The organism is Trichloromonas sp. (genome assembly GCF_034006665.1).
Lineage (GTDB): Bacteria > Desulfobacterota > Desulfuromonadia > Desulfuromonadales > Trichloromonadaceae > Trichloromonas.
Genome location: NZ_JAVESI010000002.1, coordinates 40,722 through 64,837, shown reverse-complemented (window position 1 = coordinate 64,837; position 24,116 = coordinate 40,722). Strand labels below are relative to the sequence as shown.

Annotated in this window: 19 protein-coding genes and 1 pseudogene; 9 read left to right on the top strand and 11 right to left on the bottom strand. The window is 60.9% G+C overall.

Annotated elements, in window-relative coordinates:
• Positions 1–11: 11 nt before the first annotated feature.
• Entirely contained in the window at positions 12–1,343 is a 1,332-nt protein-coding gene (locus RBR25_RS01590) for a radical SAM protein (protein ID WP_432817774.1), read from the bottom strand.
• A 147-nt stretch (positions 1,344–1,490) separates the two neighbouring features.
• Between RBR25_RS01590 and RBR25_RS01585 the strand changes: the two genes are divergently transcribed.
• Positions 1,491–3,191: a DUF4080 domain-containing protein gene (locus RBR25_RS01585; protein ID WP_432817773.1), complete on the top strand. Its 1,701-nt coding sequence runs from the start codon at positions 1,491–1,493 to the stop codon at positions 3,189–3,191.
• 28 nt (positions 3,192–3,219) lie between these two features.
• Here RBR25_RS01585 and RBR25_RS01580 read toward each other — a convergent pair whose 3' ends face one another.
• From RBR25_RS01580 to RBR25_RS01545, 8 genes are all read right to left on the bottom strand, one after another.
• Entirely contained in the window at positions 3,220–4,080 is an 861-nt protein-coding gene (locus RBR25_RS01580; RefSeq protein WP_432817772.1) for a C-GCAxxG-C-C family (seleno)protein, read from the bottom strand.
• Positions 4,081–4,510: 430 nt separating this feature from the next.
• On the bottom strand, positions 4,511–5,002 hold the full coding sequence (locus tag RBR25_RS01575; RefSeq protein WP_432817771.1) for a thioesterase family protein: 492 nt from the start codon (positions 5,000–5,002) through the stop codon (positions 4,511–4,513).
• Between the two features lie 46 nt (positions 5,003–5,048).
• Positions 5,049–5,192, bottom strand: coding sequence for a hypothetical protein (locus tag RBR25_RS01570; RefSeq protein ID WP_432817770.1), 144 nt, complete (start codon positions 5,190–5,192; stop codon positions 5,049–5,051).
• Between the two features lie 108 nt (positions 5,193–5,300).
• Positions 5,301–8,471 (bottom strand): type ISP restriction/modification enzyme, encoded by a 3,171-nt coding sequence (locus RBR25_RS01565; RefSeq protein WP_432817769.1) that lies wholly within the window; start codon positions 8,469–8,471, stop codon positions 5,301–5,303.
• Positions 8,468–8,809 carry a helix-turn-helix domain-containing protein gene (locus tag RBR25_RS01560; protein WP_432817768.1) on the bottom strand — a complete coding sequence of 114 codons (342 nt, stop codon included), beginning with the start codon at positions 8,807–8,809 and terminating at the stop codon, positions 8,468–8,470. The genes RBR25_RS01565 and RBR25_RS01560 overlap by 4 nt, the downstream gene beginning before the upstream one ends.
• A 36-nt stretch (positions 8,810–8,845) precedes the next feature.
• Positions 8,846–9,469 (bottom strand): peptide-methionine (S)-S-oxide reductase MsrA, encoded by a 624-nt coding sequence (gene msrA / locus RBR25_RS01555; protein ID WP_432817767.1) that lies wholly within the window; start codon positions 9,467–9,469, stop codon positions 8,846–8,848.
• Positions 9,470–9,480: 11 nt separating this feature from the next.
• Positions 9,481–11,178, bottom strand: coding sequence for a DUF6178 family protein (locus RBR25_RS01550; protein ID WP_432817766.1), 1,698 nt, complete (start codon positions 11,176–11,178; stop codon positions 9,481–9,483).
• Between the two features lie 111 nt (positions 11,179–11,289).
• Positions 11,290–11,931, bottom strand: coding sequence for a LexA family protein (locus RBR25_RS01545; RefSeq protein WP_432817765.1), 642 nt, complete (start codon positions 11,929–11,931; stop codon positions 11,290–11,292).
• A gap of 155 nt (positions 11,932–12,086) precedes the next feature.
• Here RBR25_RS01545 and RBR25_RS01540 point away from each other — a divergent pair, with 155 nt between their 5' ends.
• The 7 genes from RBR25_RS01540 to RBR25_RS01510 all read left to right on the top strand — a co-directional run bounded on the left by RBR25_RS01540 (position 12,087) and on the right by RBR25_RS01510 (position 19,298).
• Positions 12,087–12,392, top strand: a complete 306-nt coding sequence (locus tag RBR25_RS01540; RefSeq protein ID WP_432817764.1) for a hypothetical protein — start codon at positions 12,087–12,089, stop codon at positions 12,390–12,392.
• 263 nt (positions 12,393–12,655) lie between these two features.
• Positions 12,656–13,390: an outer membrane lipoprotein-sorting protein gene (locus RBR25_RS01535; RefSeq protein ID WP_432817763.1), complete on the top strand. Its 735-nt coding sequence runs from the start codon at positions 12,656–12,658 to the stop codon at positions 13,388–13,390.
• Between the two features lies 1 nt (position 13,391).
• The gene (locus tag RBR25_RS01530) at positions 13,392–14,612 is read left to right on the top strand and encodes an ABC transporter permease (protein WP_432817762.1); all 1,221 of its coding nucleotides are present in this window, start codon (positions 13,392–13,394) and stop codon (positions 14,610–14,612) included.
• A gap of 1 nt (position 14,613) precedes the next feature.
• Positions 14,614–15,846 (top strand): ABC transporter permease, encoded by a 1,233-nt coding sequence (locus RBR25_RS01525; RefSeq protein WP_432817761.1) that lies wholly within the window; start codon positions 14,614–14,616, stop codon positions 15,844–15,846.
• Between the two features lie 124 nt (positions 15,847–15,970).
• Positions 15,971–16,672: an ABC transporter ATP-binding protein gene (locus RBR25_RS01520; protein WP_432817760.1), complete on the top strand. Its 702-nt coding sequence runs from the start codon at positions 15,971–15,973 to the stop codon at positions 16,670–16,672.
• Entirely contained in the window at positions 16,669–17,889 is a 1,221-nt protein-coding gene (locus RBR25_RS01515; protein ID WP_432817759.1) for a hypothetical protein, read from the top strand. The genes RBR25_RS01520 and RBR25_RS01515 overlap by 4 nt, the downstream gene beginning before the upstream one ends.
• 101 nt (positions 17,890–17,990) lie before the next feature.
• Entirely contained in the window at positions 17,991–19,298 is a 1,308-nt protein-coding gene (locus RBR25_RS01510; RefSeq protein ID WP_432817758.1) for an outer membrane beta-barrel domain-containing protein, read from the top strand.
• A 136-nt stretch (positions 19,299–19,434) separates the two neighbouring features.
• Here RBR25_RS01510 and RBR25_RS01505 read toward each other — a convergent pair whose 3' ends face one another.
• Complete coding sequence (locus tag RBR25_RS01505; protein WP_432817757.1) at positions 19,435–20,037, bottom strand: peroxiredoxin; 603 nt, start codon at positions 20,035–20,037, stop codon at positions 19,435–19,437.
• Between the two features lie 246 nt (positions 20,038–20,283).
• Entirely contained in the window at positions 20,284–21,174 is an 891-nt protein-coding gene (gene xerC / locus RBR25_RS01500) for a tyrosine recombinase XerC (RefSeq protein ID WP_432817756.1), read from the bottom strand.
• 133 nt (positions 21,175–21,307) lie between these two features.
• Between xerC and ppc the strand changes: the two are divergent.
• A pseudogene (gene ppc, locus RBR25_RS01495) lies at positions 21,308–24,103 on the top strand (phosphoenolpyruvate carboxylase).
• The last annotated feature ends 13 nt before the right edge of the window (positions 24,104–24,116 follow it).

Below are 24,116 nucleotides of genomic sequence, written 5' to 3'. Positions count from 1 at the left end.
GGCTTGCCGTTTCAATCGAAAAGAGGCCAATCGCTTTCATAGCCCGGGGGATAAAAGGTTTCCCGGGTGCGGTTGAAATAGCCGTACTGGAGGCGGGGGACAGCGGCCTTGACCCGATCCATCATCGTCTTCATGCCGAGCCCCGGCTCGCTCACCCCCATGGCGTCGAGATACATCACTGGATCGATGCTCAGGTTGCGCAGCTGGATGAGATCGACTTCGGTCTCTTCGAGCAGGCGCAAGAGCGCCTTGATCTCGTCGATGCGGTCGGTAAGCCCGGGAAAGACAAGATAGTTGAGCATGGTGAACATCCCGGCGCTCTTGGCCCGGCGGATTGATTCCATGACGTCGGCGAAGCGGTAGCCCCGGGGGCGGTAGTAGGCGTTGTAGAACGGTTCCTGCAGCGAGTTGAGGGAGACGCGGATGGAGTCGACCCCGGCGGCGGCCAATTTGTCGACGGCATCGGGGATGGAGGCGTTGGAATTGAAATTGATCGTCCCCCGCGTCGTCGCCCGGCGCATTTCCCGCACCGCTGCGCAGATGAGGTCGGCCTGCAGGATCGGATCCCCCTCGCAGCCCTGGCCGAAGGAGACGATGGCGTTTTCCGCCTCGCACAGGTGGGGCACCGCCACCTCGCAGAGCTCTTGCACCGTCGGCACGAAGGTCAACCGTTCCTGGCTGGCCGGACAGCACTCCGGCGCTTCCTGCCAAGAGATACAGCCGAGGCAACGGGCATTGCAGGTCGGCGAGGTCGGCAGGGGCGCTTCCCAACGGCGGAAAAAGAAGTTTTTCGCGGCGAAACAGTGGTAATCGACGGCACAGCGGGCAAGCTGTTCGATCAGGCGGTTTTCCGGATGTTCCTTGAGCGAGCGACGCACCAGGGGATCGAGCTTGCGGTCGTCGTAGTGCTCGGGGCGCCACTGGGGGTTGCGGTCGACCTTGGCCGCCGCCACGTAGAAACGCTCCTCCTCCACACACCAGCCAACCGCCGTGTACGACCAGAGGGGGAGCTGCACCGCCTTGCGCCGATAGTCGGCGGCGGGAAGCAGGGTGCGGGTATAACCGGGGGTCATAAAGGCCGACACCGCCTGGATGCGTCCCCCGCCCCAGGCACGGGGCAGGGTTTCGGCGGTCTTCAGCTTGCGGCTACGCCGGTCAAAACCCATGGGCGGCGTATCGGGAATGGTGAAGAGCCGGCTCCCCTCGGGCAGCGGAATCAATTCTTCGGGCCGGGGAGCCCGGGGGCTCAAACCGTTCATGCCCGCCATCAGCAGTTCGGGATGTTCAAAAACCTCGCCTTGGGCATCGGCGACGACGGCGAGTATGGTTTTTTTGGCGCTCATGATCATCCTATCGTTCGTGATCGCAATTTTTTAAAGGGCGAATATAATATCACAACGCCCGCTAAAGAGAAATCGGCAACTCGCCTCGGGGGAAACCGAGCAAGATTCCCCTTTTCTTCACCGCCTCCATCCTTTATCCTTGCCGTCATGCGCACCCTTCTGACCACCCTGCACAGCAAATTCATTCACCCCAGCCTCGCCCTGCCCTGTCTCGCCGCCTATGGCGGCGCCGAATGCGGCGAGTTGCTGATCCGCGAATTCACCGTCCACGAACCGAAGGAAAACGTCCTCGCCGCCCTGCTCGCCGAAGCACCCGATGTCATCGCCTTCTCGGTCTACCTGTGGAACCGCCGCGAAACCCTGGAACTGGTCGACGCCCTGGCCGTGGTCCGCCCCAAACTGCGCCTTGTCCTCGGCGGTCCGGAAGTCTCCTTCGCCGGCCCCGAGCTCTTCGCCCGCCATCCCGGTCTCACCGCCTTGGTGCGCGGCGAGGGGGAAATCCCCCTGCGCGCCCTGCTCCAGTCTTGGCAACGACATGAGGAGCCGGGGATCATCCCCCGCATCTTACGACGCGACGGCGACAAACTCATCGACGGTCCCGACGGGCCGCTCCTCGATCCCCTCGATGAACTCCCCTCCCCCTTCCAACTCGGGCTGGTCGACACCGGACGGGGTTTCGTCTATCTGGAAACCAGCCGCGGCTGCCCTTACACCTGCAGCTTCTGCATGAGCGCCCTCGACCGCCGCGTACGCTCCTTTTCCATGGACCGTATCCGCGCCGACCTCGACTGGCTGCTGACCCGCGACGTCCCCAAGATCAAACTGGTCGACCGCACCTTCAACTATGACGCAAACCGCGCCCGGGAGATCTTCGCCTACATCCTCGCCCATAACCGCTCCAGCCATTTGCATTTCGAAATCGGCGCCCATCTCCTCGACGACGCCACCCTCGACCTGCTTGAAATCGTTCCTGAGGGAATGTTCCAGTTCGAGATCGGCGTTCAGTCAACCCTGCCGGAAACCCTTGCCGCCGTCAGCCGACAAGCCCCCCTCGACCGGCTCGTCGAGAATGTCCGCCGCCTGCGCCGCGCCGGCAATATCCACCTGCATCTCGATCTCATCGCCGGATTGCCCGGTGAAGGCTTCAGCGATGTCCTCGTCTCCATCGACCGGGTGACGGCCTTAAAGCCCCATCATCTGCAGATCGAACCGGTCAAGCTTCTCCCCGGCGCGCCGCTGCGCGCCCAGACCGAAGAATTCGGCATCCGCTTCGATCCCCATCCTCCCTATACGGTCCTGACCACGGCCGCTTTGAACTTCGCAGAACTGGAACGTCTGCGCGGCATCGGCCGACTCATGGATCTGACCTTTAACAGCGGCCGCTGTGACGGTTTTATTGAAGGATTGAGCGCACGGTGCGGCGGTTTGGCGGTGGGACTGGCGCAGCTGGAGGAATACTGGCGGCGCACCGGACTCTTCCGCCATCCCCTGTCGCAGCGGGGCGTTTTCGAGGCATTGGCGGCCTTCGTCGCGGCGGAGTTCAGCGGAGACATCCAAGAGGAACTGCGGGAGCGCCTGGCCCGGGACTTCGCCCACAGCGAGCGGGTGGTTCCGGGCAACGCCCCGGACTTTTTCGACACCGCCCTCGACGGGAACGAAGAGCACTGGATTCGGGAACGGGTGCGGCAGGAGCAGGAGGCGATCAAGGGGCAGGGGATCAAGCTGCAACATTTCGCCGCCCGCTTCCGCCGGCTGCCCGACCATCCCGGTCCGACCCTGCTGCTTTTTCTCTATTTTACCGAAACCGGCCGGGGACTGCGGGTTAGAGAAATTCCCCTGCCGGATTAGCCGCCTGCAACGCAAAAAACCGCTGCGATCAATAACCTCGCGGCGGTTTTTCGTTGAGAGAGGATACGGCCCGTCCTGATTGGGTATGGTCGTCGTGACACACCGTGCAGGTCATCATTCCCTGCTGGTTGTCGTCCGCCCTGGGACCATGACAAGAGAGACAGTAGTGGGTCTCGGCGGAAAGACCGGCCGAAACCGGAGCGAATTTCGCGTCCAGATATTCGTTGAGAATCACCACCGTCTGATAGACCGTTTCCGCCGTAACCTTGGCGCAGCGGGCACGTTTTTCCTCGGAACCGATGGCCGCCCCGGCGGCGCCGGCCCAAGTCGATTCCGAAACGTGACACAAGGGAGAATGGGGGGTCACCTGAACCTGGTCGGGATAGGCGCTGATTGCGTCGAAGCGGACGCTGGGCAGAGGCGTGTTGGCATACCAGGTGAAAAGGTTTTCGATAAGTTTTTTATGAGTGCCCTGGCCGTAGTAGGCGACCAGGTTGATCACGGCGGCGCAGGCGCCGAGGGCGCCGCACAGAGTCCCCTGATTGGCGTAACCGTTGCTTGCGTGATCAAACATCCTATCCGGCAGGGCGGTGTAAGGGAAACCGACCTTTTCCCGCAAAAGACTGAGCAGACCCAGCCAGGCGCCGGTGCCGCAGCCGTCCTTGTCGAGATAGTGATCATGGGCGCGACGACTGGCCTCCCAAGGATCGAGCCGAACATAGGACCACGGAAGCTCCGTGCTGGGAGCCGCCGGCTTCGGATCCTCCTTCTTCTCCATAGCGGCATACAAGGTGCCGCCCACAAGGGCGGTTCCCGCAGCAAGCCCCGACGCCACAAAGGTTCTTCTCGACAAACCGCGCTTGGTCCCTTCCCCCTCTCGATTGCTCATTTGCCTCCTCCCGATAACGGAGCCCGACGGAAATTCTCCTAACTCGCTCCATACGTGCCGTTTTTCCCAGTATGTCCGCCGTATTTCTTCTGCCGGAAGCCTGGGACGGAACGCGTCAGCCCTTAGCATCGACAATGATTCAAGCAGTGATCGTGCCAAAACATTAAAACTAAGATAAATTACTGTATTCATTGATGATTACGAGATTATACAAAACCAGGCTTGAAGATTAAAGAGAAATTGTATAAAAAATTCATACACGCTCGAAATGGTTAGACTTGCTGATAGCTGTTAACATTCTGGATTTACTTACTATATCCAGAAGATTAACGATTATCTACATAAATAGAGTGACTATTATTTTTATACACATCAGAGGAAGAAGGGAAAAAGCAAGGAAGGGAGCGGGGCAGAGGCGAATTCCTCCCCGTCAACTCACCACGTAGGCAGCCGCACCGGTAGCAATGAGCAGACCCGTTTCATTTCGCAGTTCCATGCGCGCCGAGGCGATGCGGCCGCCCAGGCGGGTGACTTCGGCGCGGGCGTGAAAGCTTTGCCCAACGCCGGGGCGCAGATAATCGACGCGCAGGTCGATGGTGCTGAAGCGACTGAAACGGGTGACCAGCTGATCGGCCGACTCGTCGGCATGTTTCTCAGCCACCGCCATCACCACTGCGAAACCGCCCACCGTATCGAGGGCGGTGGCGATAGCGCCGCCGTGCAGCCGGTTATGCACGTAGCTACCAACCAGTTCAGGACGCATGGCGAAGGTCAGACCGGGGGCTTCGGGGGCGAAGGACTCGACCCGCAGGCCGAGCAGGGCATTGAAAGGAAAACGTTCCTCAAAAATTTCCCGCAGCAGGGTTTCCAGGCGAGTCTGCTCCTCCGGGGAGCGGCGAAGGGGAGAAAGGGAAGCGGACATGGGCAAAACTCCGGGGATGGATGAAGCGGAGGGCGACAGCGCCCTTTCAGGATTCGTGGGCCGGGGCATCGGCCAGCGCAAACTTGAGATCGGCCGCAGCGGCAATCGCCGGAACCTCGGCGGCACGGGCCGAAGGCACGACAAGGAGGCACAGCAGCAAAGAACCGACGACGCAGTGAAGGAAGTTCATTCGGGTTCCCAGGGAGATTCGGGACAAGGGATTCTGGTCAAGATCAAGCGTTCCGGCAATGTTCGTATGGGTGTCGCGCCACCGGACAGCGCCCGACAACGGCTCCCGCTACTTCTCCAGCGGCCAGCCGCCCGCCACCTCGATGAGGCTGTCGATCCGGGCCATCAGGCCCCGGGTCTCCGTCAAGGCCGCCACGATCCGTTGATAATGCAAAAGCTCATCGAAGGAAAGCCGCCGCCCGGTCCGATCCTTCAGCCATTTCTGGCAAACCTGGTAGCCACCCACCTGAAAACCCCAGGTTTCCTCGGGAACCCGGTCGAAATACTGGCTTGTATTGATCCAGACCCGGTTCTTCTCGAAGCGAACGTTTTCGACCACATCATCCCCCACTTCTGGGAAACCGGTGATAAGGTCAACATGGGTATTCAGCAGATGCAACGCCACCAGACGTTCCCCGACAGCGCAAAGCTTCCGGAAAAGCTCACTATTTTCGGTCAGTGGCAGGCGCGGGAAATCGATCTTGAGAAATTCGGCGTAACGGTCGCGGTAAGCGGGGGAGTGAAAAACGGCATAGAGATAATGAAACAGATCCTCCGGCCCCCAAGTGGCGGCGAGGTCGCCCTTCCCGTCACCGCAGAAGCGCAGCCCCAGGCGGCGTGAACAGGCCCGGGTGAAGTTTGGATTGAGGTTGGACCGGCGGCCGTAAGGGGTGGGAGGCTCCATCACCGCCAACAAAAGGCGATCTTCTTCGGTTTCGGGATAGAGGTAGAGGGGGATGAAGGGTCCACTTCCGAAGCGACCGGCGGTATCTATGGCATTGATATTGGGCAATCCATTGCCCACAAATACATGTCGAAACTCATTAACAACCTGTCGAGACACCAGTAAACCAAGGTTTTCCCTGTCCCGCATGTGCCGCATCACCTCCCACGCCGGGCGGCTGGTCAGGCCGGGGCTGTAATAGAGCCAGCGGAGATCAAAAGGCCGGTATAAAAATGGCTGTATCCTGTCGCCGTGGTAAGAGGCTTTGCCGCGTCGGGCCAAAAGATCGTAGCTGGAAGAGTCTTCAACCCGGTAACGTTCCCGAAAAGCCGGCTCCAGCCCTTTCGGTCCCAGAAAATCCTGAATCCTCTGTTCCAGCGTGTGTCGGTCAAGATCGATGAACAACTCGTCCCGATCGGTCTTCACCCCCGAACCACAAACCTGAAAAATATCCTTCAGCGACCACCATTTCTCATATTCCACCGAATCGAACCGCTTGGGGACGAAAAAATAGTGCGGCGCGAGCGGCTTCAGCTCTTGCCAGGGAGTGGTTTGGCTGTCCAGTTCGCCGAGTTGTTCGTACTTGTCTCCGCGCCTGCCCCACAGCTCGGCATGGCGAACGGTACAAGGACGCGACTCCCCCTTCCCTGTCACGTTGCGCTTCACAAAAATGCTGATCGCCACCCCCTGCTGGATGTCGAAGACATTCTCGTCCTTGCCGCCATCGGGGGCGACTTCTTTCTTTTTGCTGTTGCCGTGCAGGTCGAGGACGTAGATATCGTCGAAGGTCTCCATCAGGCTTTGGCGCATGCGGCGGTGAGTCAGGCCGTCCAGCCAAGTGTGGTTGGTGATGAAGGCCAAAATGCCGTAGCCGGTCTGCTCGATCCGCCACTGGCCGAAACGGATGAACTTGATGAAGTCATCGTCGAGGTTGAGCTTTTTCTCTTTCAGCCCACGCTTGTACTCCTGCAACTGCCCAAGAATCCATTCCCCCTTGTTCATCATGCCGAAGTTCGAGTAAGGAGGGTTGCCCAGCACCACCATCACCGGCGCATCTTTCTTGACCGTACCGGCGGCGCCGGCCTCGTCGGCGATCCACTGGGTGAAGAGCGGCAAGCCCGACATTTCGTGGGCCTCTTCCAGGGTATTGGTCAGGTAGATCCGTAGCCGCTCGTCGGACTGAAAGTCGTAGCCCGTTTCGGCGAGCAACAGGCCCAGCTTCATGTGGGCCACGGCATAGGGAGCCATGAGGAGTTCGAAGCCATGGAGTCGGGGGAGCAAGTGCTGAACCACGTAGCCGGGCCACATCCCCTGGCGACCGGTAAAACACAGGTGGATATGATCGACCACGCCATGGAGAAAGGTGCCGGTCCCGGCGGCCGGATCGAGGATCTGCACCTTGTGCAGGGTGCCCTTGCCCGCCGGATTGGGAACCGTCGACGAAGAGGCCAAGCCGGCCCTCAGCCGAAAATCCTTCTTGAGCAGCAAATCGACAGAGCGGACGATATAGGAAACCACCGGCTCAGGGGTGTAATAAACGCCTCGCGACTCCCGCAATTTGGGATCGTAAGCCGCCAGGAACGATTCATAGAAGTGCACCACCGGATCTTCGCGGCGGGTGCGCTTGCCGAAATCGGCGAGAATCGCCTCCATGTCGGCCCGGGCCAGCAGCCCAGCAAGATCGTCCACGGCCCAGGCGATGCGCTCGTCGAGATCGGCTCCGGCGATCTGGTTAAACATGCGCCGCAGAAAGGGATTGGTGCGGGGCAGGTCGAATAGGGCGTTCATTCGGGAAAAGGGCTCGGCCGAACGATGGTTGCACCGGGCCGCGAAAAGACCGTAGCAGATGGTCTGGGCGTACATGTCGGCGAAGTGTTCCGGCGTCAGATCGTGGATCAGGACGCGTCGGAAGCCTTCGAGTTGGCCGTGCAATGAGCCGCCGACATCCCCTTCGGCCGCGAAGGCGGCGGCGATGGTATCGCGGATGAGGCGGGCCATGGCCGCCATGCGCAGGGCCAGTTCCTTCGATGCAGCGATCACCGTTGCCTGCCGGGAGAAAAAAGCCACGAGCAACGCTTGCAGATCGGCGGCGCCGGAACGGGTCGGTTTCAACGTCGGACGCCCGAATTTTTCCGTCAGATCGGCGACCCGGGCGACCATTCGCCGTTCACCGTCCACATACCAACGAAATTCCAGATAATCGGTCAGAATCAGATTGCCCAGGCTGGCGCGATAACGTTTGAGCTGGGCGGATTTCTCGACGTCGTTCAGCGAAACGCCGACATCCTTGGCTTCAACGTACCCCAACGGCACCGCGCCGTGAACAATGACGAAATCCGGAGCGCCGCAGGCGATCCTTTTCGGCTCATTGGTGGCGGTCGTCCCGAACTGATGCGACTCAAGCAGAATCTTCAAGGCCGGGCGATGGGTATGTTCGGTGGCGTTGCCGGCCCCCAGAGCCTGGGCGACACTGTCCAGGTAAACCCGCAGAGGTTTGGCGATGGCCGTATCGCTCATGCGTTATGATCCTTTTCATTATCGTACCGGCTCAATCGTTCCCGCACCATTTCCGCCGCCCGGACGGTCACCTCCTCGGCACCGTAGGAAGCGATAATCCGGTCGGCGATAACCTGCGCGGTCAATTCACGAAGAGGGAGTTGGAAATAGTCGGCGAAGCGTTTGATCTGGTCGTCGGTGGGAAAACGTTCGCCCAGTTCCAGGCGACTCAAGAGGGTGGAATCGATCTCTACTGCAGCGGCGACCACGCGAAGGGGAACATTCTGCTTCAGACGCAGGTCGCGAATGGTTTTGGCGAAAGACGGCATGTTTTGACCATAATTGTTTTGACAGATCATGTCAAGACACATATCCGAAACATCGCCCGCTTCCCGCTACTTCCCCTCATCAAGCCACATCCGCTCCAGATAGCGTTCCCGGCCGGAACCCCGCCGGTACATCTTGTAGCGCTGGGGGTTCTTCTTGTAATACTGCTGATGATACTCCTCGGCGGGATAAAAGGTCGTGGCGGGAAGGATGTCGGTGACGATGGGGCCGTCGAAGCGGCCCGAACCCTCCATCTGCTTTTTCGAGGCTTCGGCCAGTTCGCGCTGGCTGTCGTCGTGATAGAAGATGGCGGTGCGGTAGTGTTCTCCCTGGTCGGCAAACTGGCCCTCGGGGTCGGTGGGGTCGATGTTGCGCCAGAAGACCTCCAGCAGTTCACCGTAGCCGATGCGCGCGGGGTCAAAGCGAATGCGCACCGACTCGCGGTGATCGGTAAAGCCTCGGGCGACATCTTCGTAGCTGGGGTCTTCCTGACGACCGCCGGTGTAGCCGGGGGTCACGGAGAGCACCCCGTCGAGTTGTGCGAAGGGCGGCTCCATGCACCAGAAACAGCCTCCGGCGAAGGTCGCGGTCGCAGGTTTGACATCCGAGTTCGACATCGGTTCCTCCTTGTCCAGAGTCAGGCCCGGCACGGGCGCGGCGAACAGCAGCAGCAAAAAGAGTAAAAAACGCATTCCCACCTCCCTCAATCCTTGACGATCAGACCGCAGCCGTAACGGGGGTCGAGATCCGCAACCTTGAGTCGGCAGAATTCCTCCTCCCAGAGATCGAGACAGTAAACGCCGAATTCCCCGGCACCGACCTCAAGCCCTTCCAGAAAATGCAAGGTTTCTTCCCGCAAGGAAACATCGAGCTTGCCCGCGCGGCAAACCCGACCGTGCAGTTCGGCCAGATCACTCCGGGGGATGGGCGCGGGGACAAAGGGGCGACCGAGCAGACGGTTGGCCAAGGCGGTGAGAAAGAAATCGGAAAGGGCGAGATCGTCCACATGATCGGGGTGACACCCGGCGAGGTCGAGGTTTTCGGAAGCCGGAAGTTCGAAACCGAGACGGCCGTCGAAGAGGCGCATTCGGGTTTCGAGCCGGTCGAGCCATTCCTCAGCCAGAAGCAGTTCGCCACGGGTGGCGAAAGGCCGCTCGCCGCCCCGGTCTGTCTGGAGAATGCCTTCGAAGAAACGGGGTTTCTTCCGCAGCAGAGCCTCGACCAGAGCGCGGAAGGGGCCGTCAAGGTAGGGACCGACAGGCGATTGCCGTACGCTTTTCGCCCGCTGCCCAAGACGCAGGGTGAGGCTGAAACCGACCCGGTAGAGAATTTCGAGATAGATCTCGTCGAAAATCGAGATACCCCTACCGACCTCGCCGTCCGCCAGTTCTTCCAAAGCCAGGTTCAGATAACGGTAGACCTCTTCGGTCACGGCCTGAACCTGGATGAGATCGCCGACGTCAACCCGTTCGGCGGTCAACACCTTGTTGACCAGATAGGTCAGCTCCCAGGCCACCTCTTCGCGAATGCCGCCGGTAAGCACCTCGGCAAGCAAATCCCGGGGCCGGGCCGGGGTGAGATAGAAACCGGGAGGCTCGACATTCTCGCCGGGGGCAAGAGCGCTTTTCCGATAGATTGCAGGATCGAAACGCGCGGGGTCGAGGGGGACAAGCACGGCCAACGCCTCGAAAGGATCGGGGAAGCCGCAGTCGAGCAACCGCCCCCGACGCAGGGCGTAAACCTCCTCTTCGAGAAGCGAATCCTGTTCCCAGCGCACCGATTCGAGCAGATGCTGATAAAAATCGCTGTCGGCGCGAAAGAGGATGTCGAGGATCGCGCCGACCAGTTTGGCGTTCTCACCGTCCCGGTATTCGATTTCGTAACCGCCGTCGCGGTGTACCGCCTCGATGCGCACATCCTCGTCGTCGATATCCTCAGGGCCGCGCAGGACGTTGACCTGCTTCTTGATCATCAGCACCAGCAACTCGAAGTCGAGTTGGCGAAAGGCCCGCACTACTTGATCGTCTCCCGCCTCCAACAGCAGAGCCAGCCACTGCAAGGCGACGGCACCGTCGAAGACATCCCCCCGCCAGCAATCGAGATCGAGGAAGGTGGTGAGCTGATCGGCGTCCACCATCGGTATCAGGTCGACAGAGTCCTCGTGCCCCAGCTCCTTGATCAGCAGATAGACCTCTTGGGCGGCCATGCGTTGCACCAAGGCCTCGGCGTCATCGGCCTCGATGAGCAGGTTGTATTTTTTTCGCCCGTGCTCGCGGCGAATGATATCCAGCCGTTCTCTCCGGGAGAGGGCGTTGAATTCCTTGGGGCTGATACGGCGCGGTTCGCGCAACAGCTTCAGATGACCGACCCGTTTTTCCGCCGGCAGCTCAATCTTGTTCATCCGGTCAATCTCCTGAAATACACGACTGAAAAAGCTCTTTTCTCACTTCGGAAACCGTCGATAAAACCCTGATTATTCGGGAACTTGAATCATAGACCTAAAACGTGAGACTTAAATTTTCACCTTGCGCCAGATCGCCGTCACCCGACCGAGAATGCGCGTCTCGGGATCGGGGCGAAAAGGGACATAGGAGGCGTTTTCCGCCGCCAGATAAACCTCATCGCCGCGCAGGCGCAGGCGGCGGAGAATCACCTCCCCCCAGCGGTTGGTGACCAAAACGATATCCTTGTTTTCGCCGCGACGCCCGGACTCGAAGATGACCAGATCACCGTCGCTGATGGTCGGTGCCATGAAGTCCCCTTCGAAGCGCAGGGCATAACAGCCAGGCGGCAGATCGGGCAGACGCAAATAGTCTTCGATCTCTGCCGGATCGACTTCGGGAAAGTTGGGAGAAATCCGTTTCAGCAGGGGGATTCCGAGACTTTCCGAGCCGGCCTCAGCACCGCGGGCCGTCCCGGCGGCGAACATTTGCCCCTCTCCGGTTTCAAGCCATTCGCGGCGGATGCCGTGCATCTGGCACAAAGCGATCAGCAGGGTGTCGGAGGGGGTCTTCTTGCCGCTCTCCACGGCGCTGAGAAAGCCTTGGACGATCCCCAGAGCGGCGGCGAACTCTTTCTGCGTCTGACCCAGGGATTGGCGCAGACCGCGAATGCGGGATCCGATATCCGACGTGGCAAAGGCATAGGAAAACAAAATATCACCAAGAGATATAATATTTTTTTGAGATTTTTTATCCTTGACGAAAAAACCTTTTTCGTGGAGAATTCAATCATGAAAATAGAAACTTAACACCAGACACCAGAAGCCGCAAGAAGAATATTTCTCAGAAATACATAAAGGAGTTTGCCATGGGCTGCAAACATTGGCCGCTGATGGAAATGGCCCGCCGGGTCAAGGACGATCCCCACGGGAACGCGTTGCTCGATGAGTTTTTCGATGCCTGCTTCGCCAGCATTCAGCCCTTTTCCTGGGCCTCCCCGCAGCGGGCGGCGGAACCGAATGAGGAGCGCATTGCCCGGGCGCTGGAAGCCCTCAACGTCTGGCTGCGGGACCACGCCCCCGGGGCCGAGCCTCTTGCGCCGCCGGCGAAGATGGCCTTGGACGACTGGGCCGAGGACATCGCCTTTCAGCTGCTGTCCAACAACCCCTGCTGAACCACCCCCCTACAAGGGCCGGATCCCGCGCGATCCGGCCCTTTTCTTTGATTCCGCACTCCACCCCTTCCCCGCTCAAGCATCCGGACGGTACCGCACCCAGCCCCGACGAAACTCCATCAGCCACAGGCAAGCCGCATTCCTTATAGCACAATTATGGCCGAAGCGGGCAATGAGGATTAAAAACCCGCCGCTGTGGAAATCGAAAATCGACGGTATAATGAGTTTCAAGTCGTTTTTTTCGTTTTCGAAAGGCTGCGTCCATGCCCTACGCAATCACCATCGTTGTGCTGTTTTGCCTCGGCCTTGCCTCCTGCGCTTCGGCCCTCGATATGCGAGAACTGATCCGCCAGGTGGAAACCCAGTATCGCGGCAGCTCGGCCCAAGCCCGCGTCTCCATGGAGGTCGCCACCGACAACTGGCGGCGAACCCTGGAGATGGAATCCTGGTCCCTGGGTCGCGAGCATTTTCTCACCCGCATCCTCGAACCGCCTAAGGAAAAGGGGGTCGCTACCCTCAAGGTGCGCAAGGAGGTGTGGAACTACCTGCCCAAGGTCGACCGCGTCATCAAAATTCCGCCGTCGATGATGGGCGGCGCGTGGATGGGGAGCCATATCACCAACGACGATCTGGTCAAGGGCAGCCAGGTGGATGAGGATTACACCTTCGCGTTGCTGGAGGAGACGGCGACCAGCTGGCGCATCGAATGCCTGCCCAAACCGGAAGCGGCGGTGGTCTGGGGCAAGCTGGTCTACGAAATCGAAAAGACCCGGAAACTCCCGGTACGGATCGATTACTACGATGAGGCCCAGAAACCGGTGCGGGAGATCATTTTCGACGAGGTGCGGGAGATCGGCGGGCGCACCCTCCCCGCGCGCATGACCGTGCGCCCTCTCGACAAGCCGGCGGAGCGAACCGTCATGCGTTACCACGACATTGCTTTCGACCTGGCCCTCGGCGAGGACTTCTTCTCCCTGCGCACCCTCAAGGCCCGCTGACATGCTGCTGCGGCTGGCCTTCCGCAATCTCTGGCGCAACAGCCGCCGCACCCTCCTGACCCTGTCCGCCATGGTCGTCTCCTCGGCCCTGCTGATCCTGGCTCTCGGGGTCTTTTCCGGCATGTTCGCCGACATGCTCGCCTCGGTCACCGAGCAGTATCACGGGCATCTGGTCATTTCCCGGCCCGGTTATCAGGATGACCGGAACATGTTTGCCCATTTCGTCGCCGACCCGACCCTGATCGACGAATTGCGCTCTTACCCCGGAGTGCGCGGTGCCTCCCCCCGGCTGCGCGCTTTTGGTCTCCTCGCCCACGGCGACGCCACCCGCCCTGCCGAACTTCTCGGCATCGACCCCGAGCGGGAAACGGAAGTCACCAGCTTCGCCCAGCAGCTCATCGCCGGACACTATCCGGAACGGACTGAGGCCGCCGCCCTCATCGGCTCGGGGCTGGCGAAAAAGCTCGGCGTCGTCCCGGGGGATGATCTGGTCTTTCTCACCCAGGCCGCCGACGGCTCCCTCGGCAATGACCTGATCACCGTCAGCGGCATCTTCGAAACCGGCGCCGGCAACCGGGACAACGCCTTGGTGCTGGTGCAACTCCCCTGGCTGCAACGACTCCTCGTCCTGCCCGGAAAGATCCACGAACTGGCCCTGACCATCGACGAGCCGATGGCCGCTGCCGAACAGGCCGCGAGCCTAAAAGCCGGTCTGCCCGCCGACCTGGAAACACGCACCTGGGGCCAACTGTTGCCGGAAATGCAGGAAGTCATCGCCAGCTACGACGTCTCCCGACTGATCCTGGTGACGATTCTCTATGCCGCGACGGGACTGGGGATCCTCAACACCATCTTCATGTCGGTGCTGGAGCGATCCCGCGAGTTCGGCATCCTCATGGCCCTGGGCATGCAACCCCGGCAGGTACGCCTCCTGGTTCTTCTGGAAACCCTGATCCTCGCCCTCATCTCCCTGATTCTCGGGGTCGCGGCGGGAATCGTCATGACCCTCTACATGCAACGAATAGGGATTGATCTCAGTCCCTACCTGTCGGCGGTGACCTACGCCGGCGGCACCCTGGCGCCACGCCTGAGCGCCGCGCTCGACGGCAAAAACCTGCTGATTCCGGCCACCGCCCTGCTCCTGGTGGCGCTGGCCGCCGGCTACTTTCCCGCCCGCCGGGCGGCACGCCTCAAACCCGTCGAAGCGTTGCGCGAGGACTAGCATGAATTTTCTCTCCCTGGCCTGGAAAAACCTCTGGCGCAACCGCCGCCGCACACTGATCACCCTCTCCGCCCTGGGTCTGAGCCTCTTTCTGCTGCAAACCTTCCACAATCTCTCCTTCGGCGTCTATGCCCAGATGGTCGACAGCGGCGTGCGCGCCGGCTCAGGGCACATCGCCCTCTATCGTAGCGACTACGCACAAAGCCGCGACGAAGAACTCAGTTTCGCCGAGGCCGGGCTGAGCGCGGCCATCGCCCAAAAGCCGGGGGTACGCGCCGCCCTCCCCCGGGTCTATCTGCCGGGACTGGCCCAGTCAAGCCGGGAAAGCCGGGGCATTCTGCTGATGGGCATTGACCCCGCCGCCGAAGCCGAAGTGAACCCCTTCTGGAAGAACCTTCCGGAAGAAGAGGGGATCACTGACTCCGAGGGGCGCGACGCCCTGGTCGGCGCCCGCTTACTTAAGGAATTGAAGCTGGAGATCGGCAACAAGTTCGTCGTCACCGTCCAGCATCGTGACGGCGAACTCACCGCCGAACTGCTGCGGGTGCGCGGTGTGCTGCGTACCGGCCTCAAGGAGATCGACGCTTCCATGGTCATGGTCGGCCGGGAACGCGCCGCCGCCATGGCCGGAATTCCCGGCGAGATTCATGAACTGGCGGTGATTCTGGAACGGGCCTCGGATCAATCACGCCTGTTGCCGGTCCTCGCCGCTCTAGCGGATAACCGTCCCGGCGTGCGGGCAGTTCCCTGGGAGGTCGCCATGCCCAATCTCTCCGATGCTATCCGCCTCGACTATGCCAGCCAGAAGTTCATCTTCGCCGTCATTTTACTGATCGTCACCATCGGCGTGGTCAACACCCTGCTCATGGCGGTAATGGAGCGGATCCGGGAATTCGGCGTGCTCCTCGCCATCGGCACCACGCCGGGGCGGCTGCGCCTGATGATCTGGCACGAGGCACTGCTTCTGGGCCTCCTTTCCATGCTCCTGGGCACCCTGCTCGGCAGTGCCGCCACCTGGTACCTGACGGCGCGGGGGCTCGATCTGCGCACCCTGCTGCCGGCCGGGCTCGAATTCGGCGGCGTGGTCTTCGATCCGGTACTGCGTGCCGCCTGGGATGTACGCTGGATGCTGCAGATGGGGCTCTACGTGGTTGGCCTCTGCCTGCTCGCCTCCATCTACCCGGCGATCAAAGCCGCCCGCGTCCCCCCGGCCGAAGCGATGAGGCATAGGTGAGGCAGACCGAAGGCTGAAGGCTGAAGCATGAAGGTGGGAAGTGGGAAGTGGGAAGTGGGAAGTGGAAATTTAACTGAAGAGCGGGTTCCTTCAGCCTAATCTCCTTCAGCCTGACGGAGTCGTCATGTCCCTGATTCAACTGAAGAACGTCAGCAAAATCTACCCCCTCGGCAGCCAGCAGGTGACCGCCTTGGCCGATATCGACCTGGAGATCGCCAGCGGGGAGTTCACCGTCTTCGCCGGTCCCTCGGGAAGCGGCAAGACCACTCTGCTCAACCTCATCGGCTGCCTCGACCAGCCGACCTCGGGAACCATCCACATCGACGGACGCGAAATCGGCGGCCGGACGGCACGGGAGATGGCCGACTTTCGTCTGCATCACATCGGCTTTATTTTCCAGTCCTACAATCTGGTGCCGGTGCTCACCGCGGCGGAAAACGCCGAATTCACCCTGATGCTGCAGAAAATACCCAAAGCCGCGCGGCGCCGTCGGGTGGAAGAACTCTTCGCCGCCCTCGGTCTCTCCGGGTTGGAGGATCGCCGCCCCAATGATCTTTCCGGCGGACAACAGCAGCGGGTCGCCATCGCCCGGGCCATGGCCGCCGATCCCCGGGTGATCCTCGCCGACGAACCGACCGCCAACCTCGATTCGCAGACCAGCGAAGACCTCTTGCGTCTCATGCGCCGTCTCAACGAGGAGCAGGGCACCACCTTCATCTTCAGTTCCCACGATCCCCAGGTCATCCATCTCGCCCGCCGGGTCATCCGCCTCAAGGACGGCCGTCTGGAATCGGATCGTCCCCAGTCGCCGAAAACCGAAACATGAAACGGCGGCACCCCCTCGCGATTGCCTTGGTTCTGCTCTTTGCCCTGATCCCGCACAAGCTTCCCGCCACAGAAATCGCCTCGTGGGAAGTGGGCGGCCATGCCAAATCGTTGAATCTTTACCGGGAGGGCGATCCGGCAGGATTGACCGAGAACGGTTTCGATTCCACCAACAACCTGCGTCTGGATCTGGCCCGGTCCCTGGGTAAGGAGGGGCGGTTCGAGTTCGCCGTTGAAGGGCAGGCGCACTATTTCGATGCGGACACTCTCGACATGGAACCGGAGGACGCCGGCAATCGCCGACTCGATCTGGAAAAGCGCGGCGGAGAAAACCGCCGGTTCAGCCAGCGAAGGGAAATCGACCGGCTCAACCTTTCGGGTTCGCTCCAGGGATTCTCCTGGAGCATCGGCCGACAGGCCATCGGTTTCGGGCGTATTGTTCTGACCTCCCCCCTCGACATCATCGCCCCCTTCCCTCCCGATGCTCTCGATACGGATGTGCGGCCGGGAATCGATGCCCTGCGTCTCAGCCGCTTTATCGGTCGCGGCGGGGAAATCGGCGCCGTTGCGGTCTTTGGCCGCCACAAAGAGAGCAACTCCTACCTGGTACATGGCGAAACCAACCTGGCCGGCGTCGACCTGCTTTTCCTGGGCGGGCTTCTGCGCGGCCGAGAGATGCTTGGCAGCGGTTTCGCCAGCCAATTTTTGGGCATGGGGATTAAAGGGGAACTGGCCACTTACCATGGGAAGGAGGTCGGAGAACCCGGCGGCGATCCCCGCGACGACTTTGTCCAGGCGGCTCTGGAGTTCGACTACCGTTTCGCCGCCGGGCCACTGTGCGCCCTGCAATATCTGCACAACGGCTTTGGAGCGAAAGCCCCCAAGGATTATCCGGCCATCCTCCTCACCGCACCGATCCAGGAGGGGCTGGGCTACCTCCTCGGCCGCCACTACCTGCTCGCCTCCATCTCCCACGAACTCCATCCTTTGGTCACCGTCGGCGCTTTCGGCATCTGGAATCTTCTGGACAACTCCTTTCTGTTGCGCCCTCTGGCCCGCATTTCCCTGGGCGACAATCTTTCCCTGGAAGCCTTCTGGACCATCAACCAGGGTCCATCTCCAAGGGAGATTTCCTCCCCCGTTCCGGTTCTTGTTCCACGCAGTGAGTTCGGTTCCGGCGGCGACAGCGGGGGAATTTTGCTTAAATATTTCTTTTGAGGAAAATCTCTCTGCTTGCAAATTCTAATAAACTTGGTATGCTTTCGCCGAATTCCCACCCCGGGAGAATAGACTCTACTGCTTAGTGTACGGAGGACCAAATGAAACACACCTTGTTCAAAATGCTGATCGGGCTGCTCGCTGTCGGCCTGACCGCCAACACCGCACTGGCGGAAAACCGTGCCGGTGCATTCACGATTTCGCCGATGTACGGCGGTTATCTCTTCGAAGGCGACCAGAATTTCGAAGATGACAACAACGAAAACTTTGGTCTCGCGCTCGGTTACAACCTGACCAAGAGCTTCAGCCTCGAAGCCGCCGTCAACTACATCGACGACTTCGACGGTCGTAACAACCAGGGCCAGGCTACCGAACTCGAAGGGCTGCTCTACCGCCTGGAAGGTCTCTACCATTTCATGCCGGACAACGCCTTGGTTCCCTACATCGCCGTCGGCGCCGGCAACCTCTCCCTGAACCCCGAAGAGGGTCGTTATGACGACACCTTCGGTGCCAACTACGGTGTCGGCGTCAAGTACTACGTCAGCGACACCGTGGCTTTCCGCGTTGACGCCCGCCACTTCATCGCCTTTGACCAGGGCGTCGATGAAGGCAACCACACCAACAACAACCTGCTTTACACCGCCGGCCTGCACTTCCAGATTGGTGGCGAGAGCGCGGCCCCCGCTCCCCGCGACAGCGACGGCGACGGCGTGACCGACGATCTCGACAAATGCCCCGACACCCCCAAAGGCGTCGTGGTTGATGCCGACGGCTGCCCGGTCGACAGTGACGGCGACGGCGTACCCGATTACCTCGACAAGTGCCCCGACACCCCCGAAGGCGTCGTGGTTGACGCCAATGGCTGTCCAGTTGTGGGTGACGCCGACGGCGACGGCGTAGCCGACGATCTCGACAAATGCCCCGACACCCCCAAAGGCGTCGTGGTTGATGCCGACGGCTGCCCGGTTGACAGCGACGGCGACGGCGTTTACGACTACCTCGACAAGTGCCCCGGCACCCCCCGTGGCGTCGTTGTTGACGAAAAAGGCTGCCCGTTGAGCTTCACCATGCAGATCGAGTTCGACTTCGACAAAGCCGACATCCGCCCCATGTACCACAACAAGCTCAAGGAAGCGGCAAACTTCATCAACAAGTATCCGGCCAACCAGATTCTGGTCGCCGGTCATACCGACAGCAAAGGCACCGATGCCTACAACAAGGAACTGTCCCAGCGCCGCGCCGATAACGTGCGCACGTACCTGGTGAACAAGTTCGGCATCAGCGCGGACAAACTGGTGGCGCGTGGCTACGGCGAAAGCCAGCCCATCGCCAGCAACAACACCGACGCCGGCCGCCAGCAGAATCGTCGCGTTGAGGTCATTTGTTGCACGGTCATTCCCGCGAACTAATGTCATGAACCAAGCTTGACCCTGCGGGGGGGAGAATCCGTTGGATTCTCCCCCCCGTTTTTTCGAAAAAACCGAGCACAAAAAAAGCGACCCGATCAGGGGTCGCTTTTTTTGTAGAACGCAAGGGTCATGAAGTTTAGAGGTTGTCGGCTTCTGCGGCCAGGTAGGTGGAGACCCCCTCCTTGTCCGCCTTCATCCCCTTGTCTCCCTTGTTCCACCCGGCGGGGCAGACCTCGCCGTGCTTCTCGGTGAATTGCAACGCGTCGATCATGCGCAACATCTCGTCGACATTGCGCCCCAGAGGAAGATCGTTGACCACCTGATGGCGGACGATACCCCCACAATCGATCAGGAAGGAACCGCGAAAAGCGACGCCGGCCTCGCTAAATTCCACGTCATAGGCGCGGCAGATCTCGTGCTTGACGTCGGCCACTAGAGGATAGGCGACCGGACCGATACCCCCCTCCGCGACCGGCGTATTGCGCCAGGCAACATGGGTGTACTGGGAATCGATGGAGCAACCGATCACTTGGACGCCCCGCTCCTCGAATTCCTGGATGCGACGACTGAAAGCGATCAGTTCGGTAGGGCAGACAAAGGTGAAATCGAGGGGATAAAAGAAGAGCACGACATATTTCCCGGCGTAGTCAGCCAAAGCAAAACGCTCGTTGATGCTGCCGTCAGCCATAACCGCGGCGACAGTAAACTCGGGGGCTTTTTGTCCAACCAGAACACTCATTGAAATGACTCCTTTGAAGATGAAATGAAGATGCGTTCGTAAAAACATCGCGGTGGATGGCTAAGCAAAATGCGGCAAATGCACGGCGCGCCATGGTCAAGCAATGAGGCGTAATTACGTACGTCCAAGCCGCGAGACGCTGGCAGCAACGCCGCAGTTGACAAGGTTTTGCGATGCCATCCGTTAAAGAATGACCCGATTTTAGCAAGCCCCCGGCAGGAGTCAAGACAATAAAGACCTTTTTAGTCATTTTTTGCGGCCTCGGGGATGGGCCTTATCGTAAACTTCCATCAGCCGGGCGACGCTGACCTGAGTGTATTTCTGGGTGGTGGAAAGGGATTCATGGCCAAGCAGTTCCTGAATGGCGCGCAAGTCGGCGCCGCCGTCGAGCAGATGGGTAGCGAAGGAATGGCGCAGGGTGTGGGGGGTGGCGTCCTTGAGCAACCTGGCATCGAGCAGCTGTTGCTTGAGGTGCCGCTGGATGCTGCGCGGCGTCAGCCGTCCGCCCCGCCGGTTGAGAAAGAGGGCATCCCTGGAGGCAACCGTCCCCCGCGTTTCCAGATAATCGTAGATGGCCCGGCAGGCCTTGTTCCCCAAAGGAACGATCCGTTCCTTGCTCCCCTTGCCGAGCACCCGGACCAGACCCTCGGCCAGATCGACGTCGCCGACATCGAGCCCGGTCAATTCGCCGACCCGCAGCCCTCCCGAATAGAGGGTTTCGAGGATGGCCTGGTCGCGCAGCCCAAGCGGATCCGAACAGCGGGGGGCGTCGAGCAGAGCGAAGGCTTCGTCGACGGAAAGAACCGTCGGCAGATATTTTTCCCGCTTCGGAGTAGAAACGAGTTCGGCGGGATTGGCCGCAAGCCCCCCCTCGCGCTCCAGAAAGCGGAAGAAGCCGCGTAAGGCCGACAGTTTGCGGGCGATGCTCGTTTTTTTGTGACTTTTGTGCAAAAGCGCCAGGTAGCGACGTAGCAGCAGGGCATCAATCCCGCTGACGCCCTCCTCCCGAAGCGCGGGGAGACTGTCGAAGAACTCCGCAAAAGCAAGCAGATCACGGCGGTAGGCCTGCCGGGTGTGTTCGGAAACGCCCCGCTCCACGGCAAGATGACGGTCGAAACGGTCAATCAGTTCACGCATGGGATTCCTTTCTTCGTCCCCGGCAGCTTAGCATATCGGCCCACTCCGAAGGGGAAGGATTTACAGACCCCCACTTCCATGCGATAGCCCCGATGCTACACTGTACTGAAAAACTTTTTCTCACGGAGGCCCCATGCCGACCGACGAGCTCTATTGGTACAGCGCAGACCAGAACAGCCGCCTCGACGAACTGATCTCCTGCGCTCCGCAGATCAAGGATCTCCCCTTGCGCCGGGATGTACGCTCCCTCGGCTTTCTGCTCGGCACGGTCATCCGCGAACAGCAGGGGGAAGAGACTTTTGCCGTCGAGGAGAAGCTGCGCCGCCTTTCCATCCGCCACCGGGAGCTGGAAAACACCCTCGATCCCAATCAGACCGACGGTGCGACGGATGCGGCCCTGCTTCATGAAGCCGCCGCCCTCATCGCCGGGTTGAGCGAAACGGAGGCCCATCACATCGTCAAGGCCTTCGCGACCTTTTTCGAACTGACCAACCTGGCCGAAACCCGGCACCGCATCCGCCGGAGTCGCGCCCATCGGGTAAGCCACGCCCCGGTCAAGCCGGGAACCTTCAAAGCCACCCTTGAGCGCATGAAGGATGCGGGGTTGACCCTGGAAGAGACCCTCGACCAGTTGCGCCGGATCGAGCTCGTCCCGGTCTTCACCGCCCATCCCACCGAGGTCGCCCGGCGGGTGGTTCTGTTCAAGCGGCGCCGCATTGCTGCCGAACTGGCGAAACTCGATCAGCTGCCCCTTTCGGAAGTCGATGCCGCCGCCGTCCAGCAGGCCATCCTCGCCGAAACCACCGCCCTCTGGCAGGCGGACGAGGTGCGCCGCAAGCAACCGACGGTGCGCGACGAAATCGTCATGGGCCTCGACCATTACCCGGTCTCTCTCTTCCCGCCCATCGCCTCCCTCTATGAGAAACTCACCCGCCATCTCAATGAGGTCTTCGCTGCCGACCTGGAAGCGGCACAACTGCCGACCCTCTTGCGCTTCGGCTCGTGGATCGGCGGCGACCGCGACGGCAATCCCTACGTCACCCCCGAAAGTACCCGTGAGGCGCTGTCCCTGGCCCGGGAAAAGATCCTTTCCCACTACCTCGACGTGCTTGAGCAGCTGCGCCAACTACTCACCAACTCCGGCAACCGGATAGGGATCCATGCGCCCCTGCGGGAGGCACTGGAGAACTACCGGACAACCTTTCCCGAGGCCATGGTCGAGGTCGACGGCCTGCCCGAGGGGGAACTCAACCGCCGTCTGCTGACCCTCATGCGTCACCGACTGCAACGGACCCTCGCAAATCCCGGGGATGCCGAAGCCTACCCCCGGGCGGATGCTTTTGCCCAGGATCTTGACCTGCTCAACGCCAGCCTGCGTGCCTGTCGCGGAGAACGCCTGGCGCAGCAACTGGTGGAGCCCTTGCGCCGGGAACTGGCGACCTTCGGCTTCCACCTGCACAGTCTCGATATCCGCCAGCATGCCCGGGTTCATGCCCAGGCTCTGGCCGAACTCGCCGTCGGCGCGGCGCACGCGGCCCAGCCAGAGGGCCCCCGGCCCGCTCCGCCCTCGGAACAGACCGGACAGCTCCTCGCTACCCTGCGCACCCTCGCCGAGTTGAAGGAGGAGTTTCCGGCCCGGGCCATCCGTACTTACATCATCAGCGGCGCCACTGCGGTGCAGGATGTGCTCTCTCTGGTCTGGCTGATGGAAATGGCGGGGATCGCCGTTGCCGCCCGTCCGGAACGAGGCGATCCCGGGCTGATGCCGGTCCCCCTCTTCGAATCGATCGACGATCTGCGCAACGCTCCCGCCATCTGCCGGGCCCTCTGGAGCCGGGCCGACTACGCCCCCTATCTCGATTCCTGGGGACACCTGCAGGAGGTAATGCTCGGCTATTCCGACTCAAACAAAGACGGCGGCATGCTCACCAGCACCTGGGAAATCTTCAAGGCCCATCGGGAACTGCACCGGGTCGCCAAAGAGTGTGGGGTCAAACTGCGCCTCTTCCACGGCCGGGGCGGTACCGTCGGCCGCGGGGGCGGACCCACCCACCGCGCTATCGTCGCCCAGCCGCAAGGGGCCTTCAGCGGCTCCTTCAAGCTCACCGAACAGGGGGAAGTGATCCACTACAAGTATTCCGATCCCGCCTTGGCGCAACGGAATTTTGAGCTGATGCTCGCCGCCGCCCTCGAAGCCCTGACCCGTACCGGGCTGGTGGAAGCGGCCGTCGAGCCGGACTGGGAAATCGCTCTCGAAGAGCTCTCAAGCATCGCCTTTGCCTGCTATCGGCAAAAGATCGCGGAAAATCCCGACATCCTTCCCTATTTCGAGCAGGCCACCCCGGTCCGGGAATTCTAACTGGCGAAGATCGGCTCGCGCCCCTCACGCCGGGGCAAACAGGCCAGCCTCGACGATCTGCGCGCCATCCCCTGGGGCTTCGGCTGGATTCAAAGCCGCCTACTGGTTCCCGCCTGGTTCGGGGTCGGCACCGCGCTGGAAACCTTCGCCGCCAAGGGGGAGGTCGAGCGTGAGCTGTTGCAGACGATGGTGCGCCGCTTCCCGATCTTTTTCGACATGGTGCGCAACGTCGAAATGGCCCTGGCCAAGGTCGATATTCCCCTCGCCCGCCACTACGCCGGCCTGGTCGAAGACGCCGAGTTGCGAGAACAAGTGCTGTCCATGCTCATCGATGAATTTCTCCGCACCCGACGCCTGCTGCTGGAGATTACCGGACAGACACGCCTGCTCGAAAAGGATCCCGATCTCGCCCAGTCGTTGCGCCTGCGCAATCCTTACGTTGACCCCATGAGCCTGATCCAGGTCGAACTGCTGCGCCGCAAACGGGCCGGGAAAGGGAATGAACGGCTCGACTACGTCCTCGCCGCAACCATCAACGGCATCGCCGCCGGTTTGCGTAATACCGGCTGAAATCGCCCCCCAA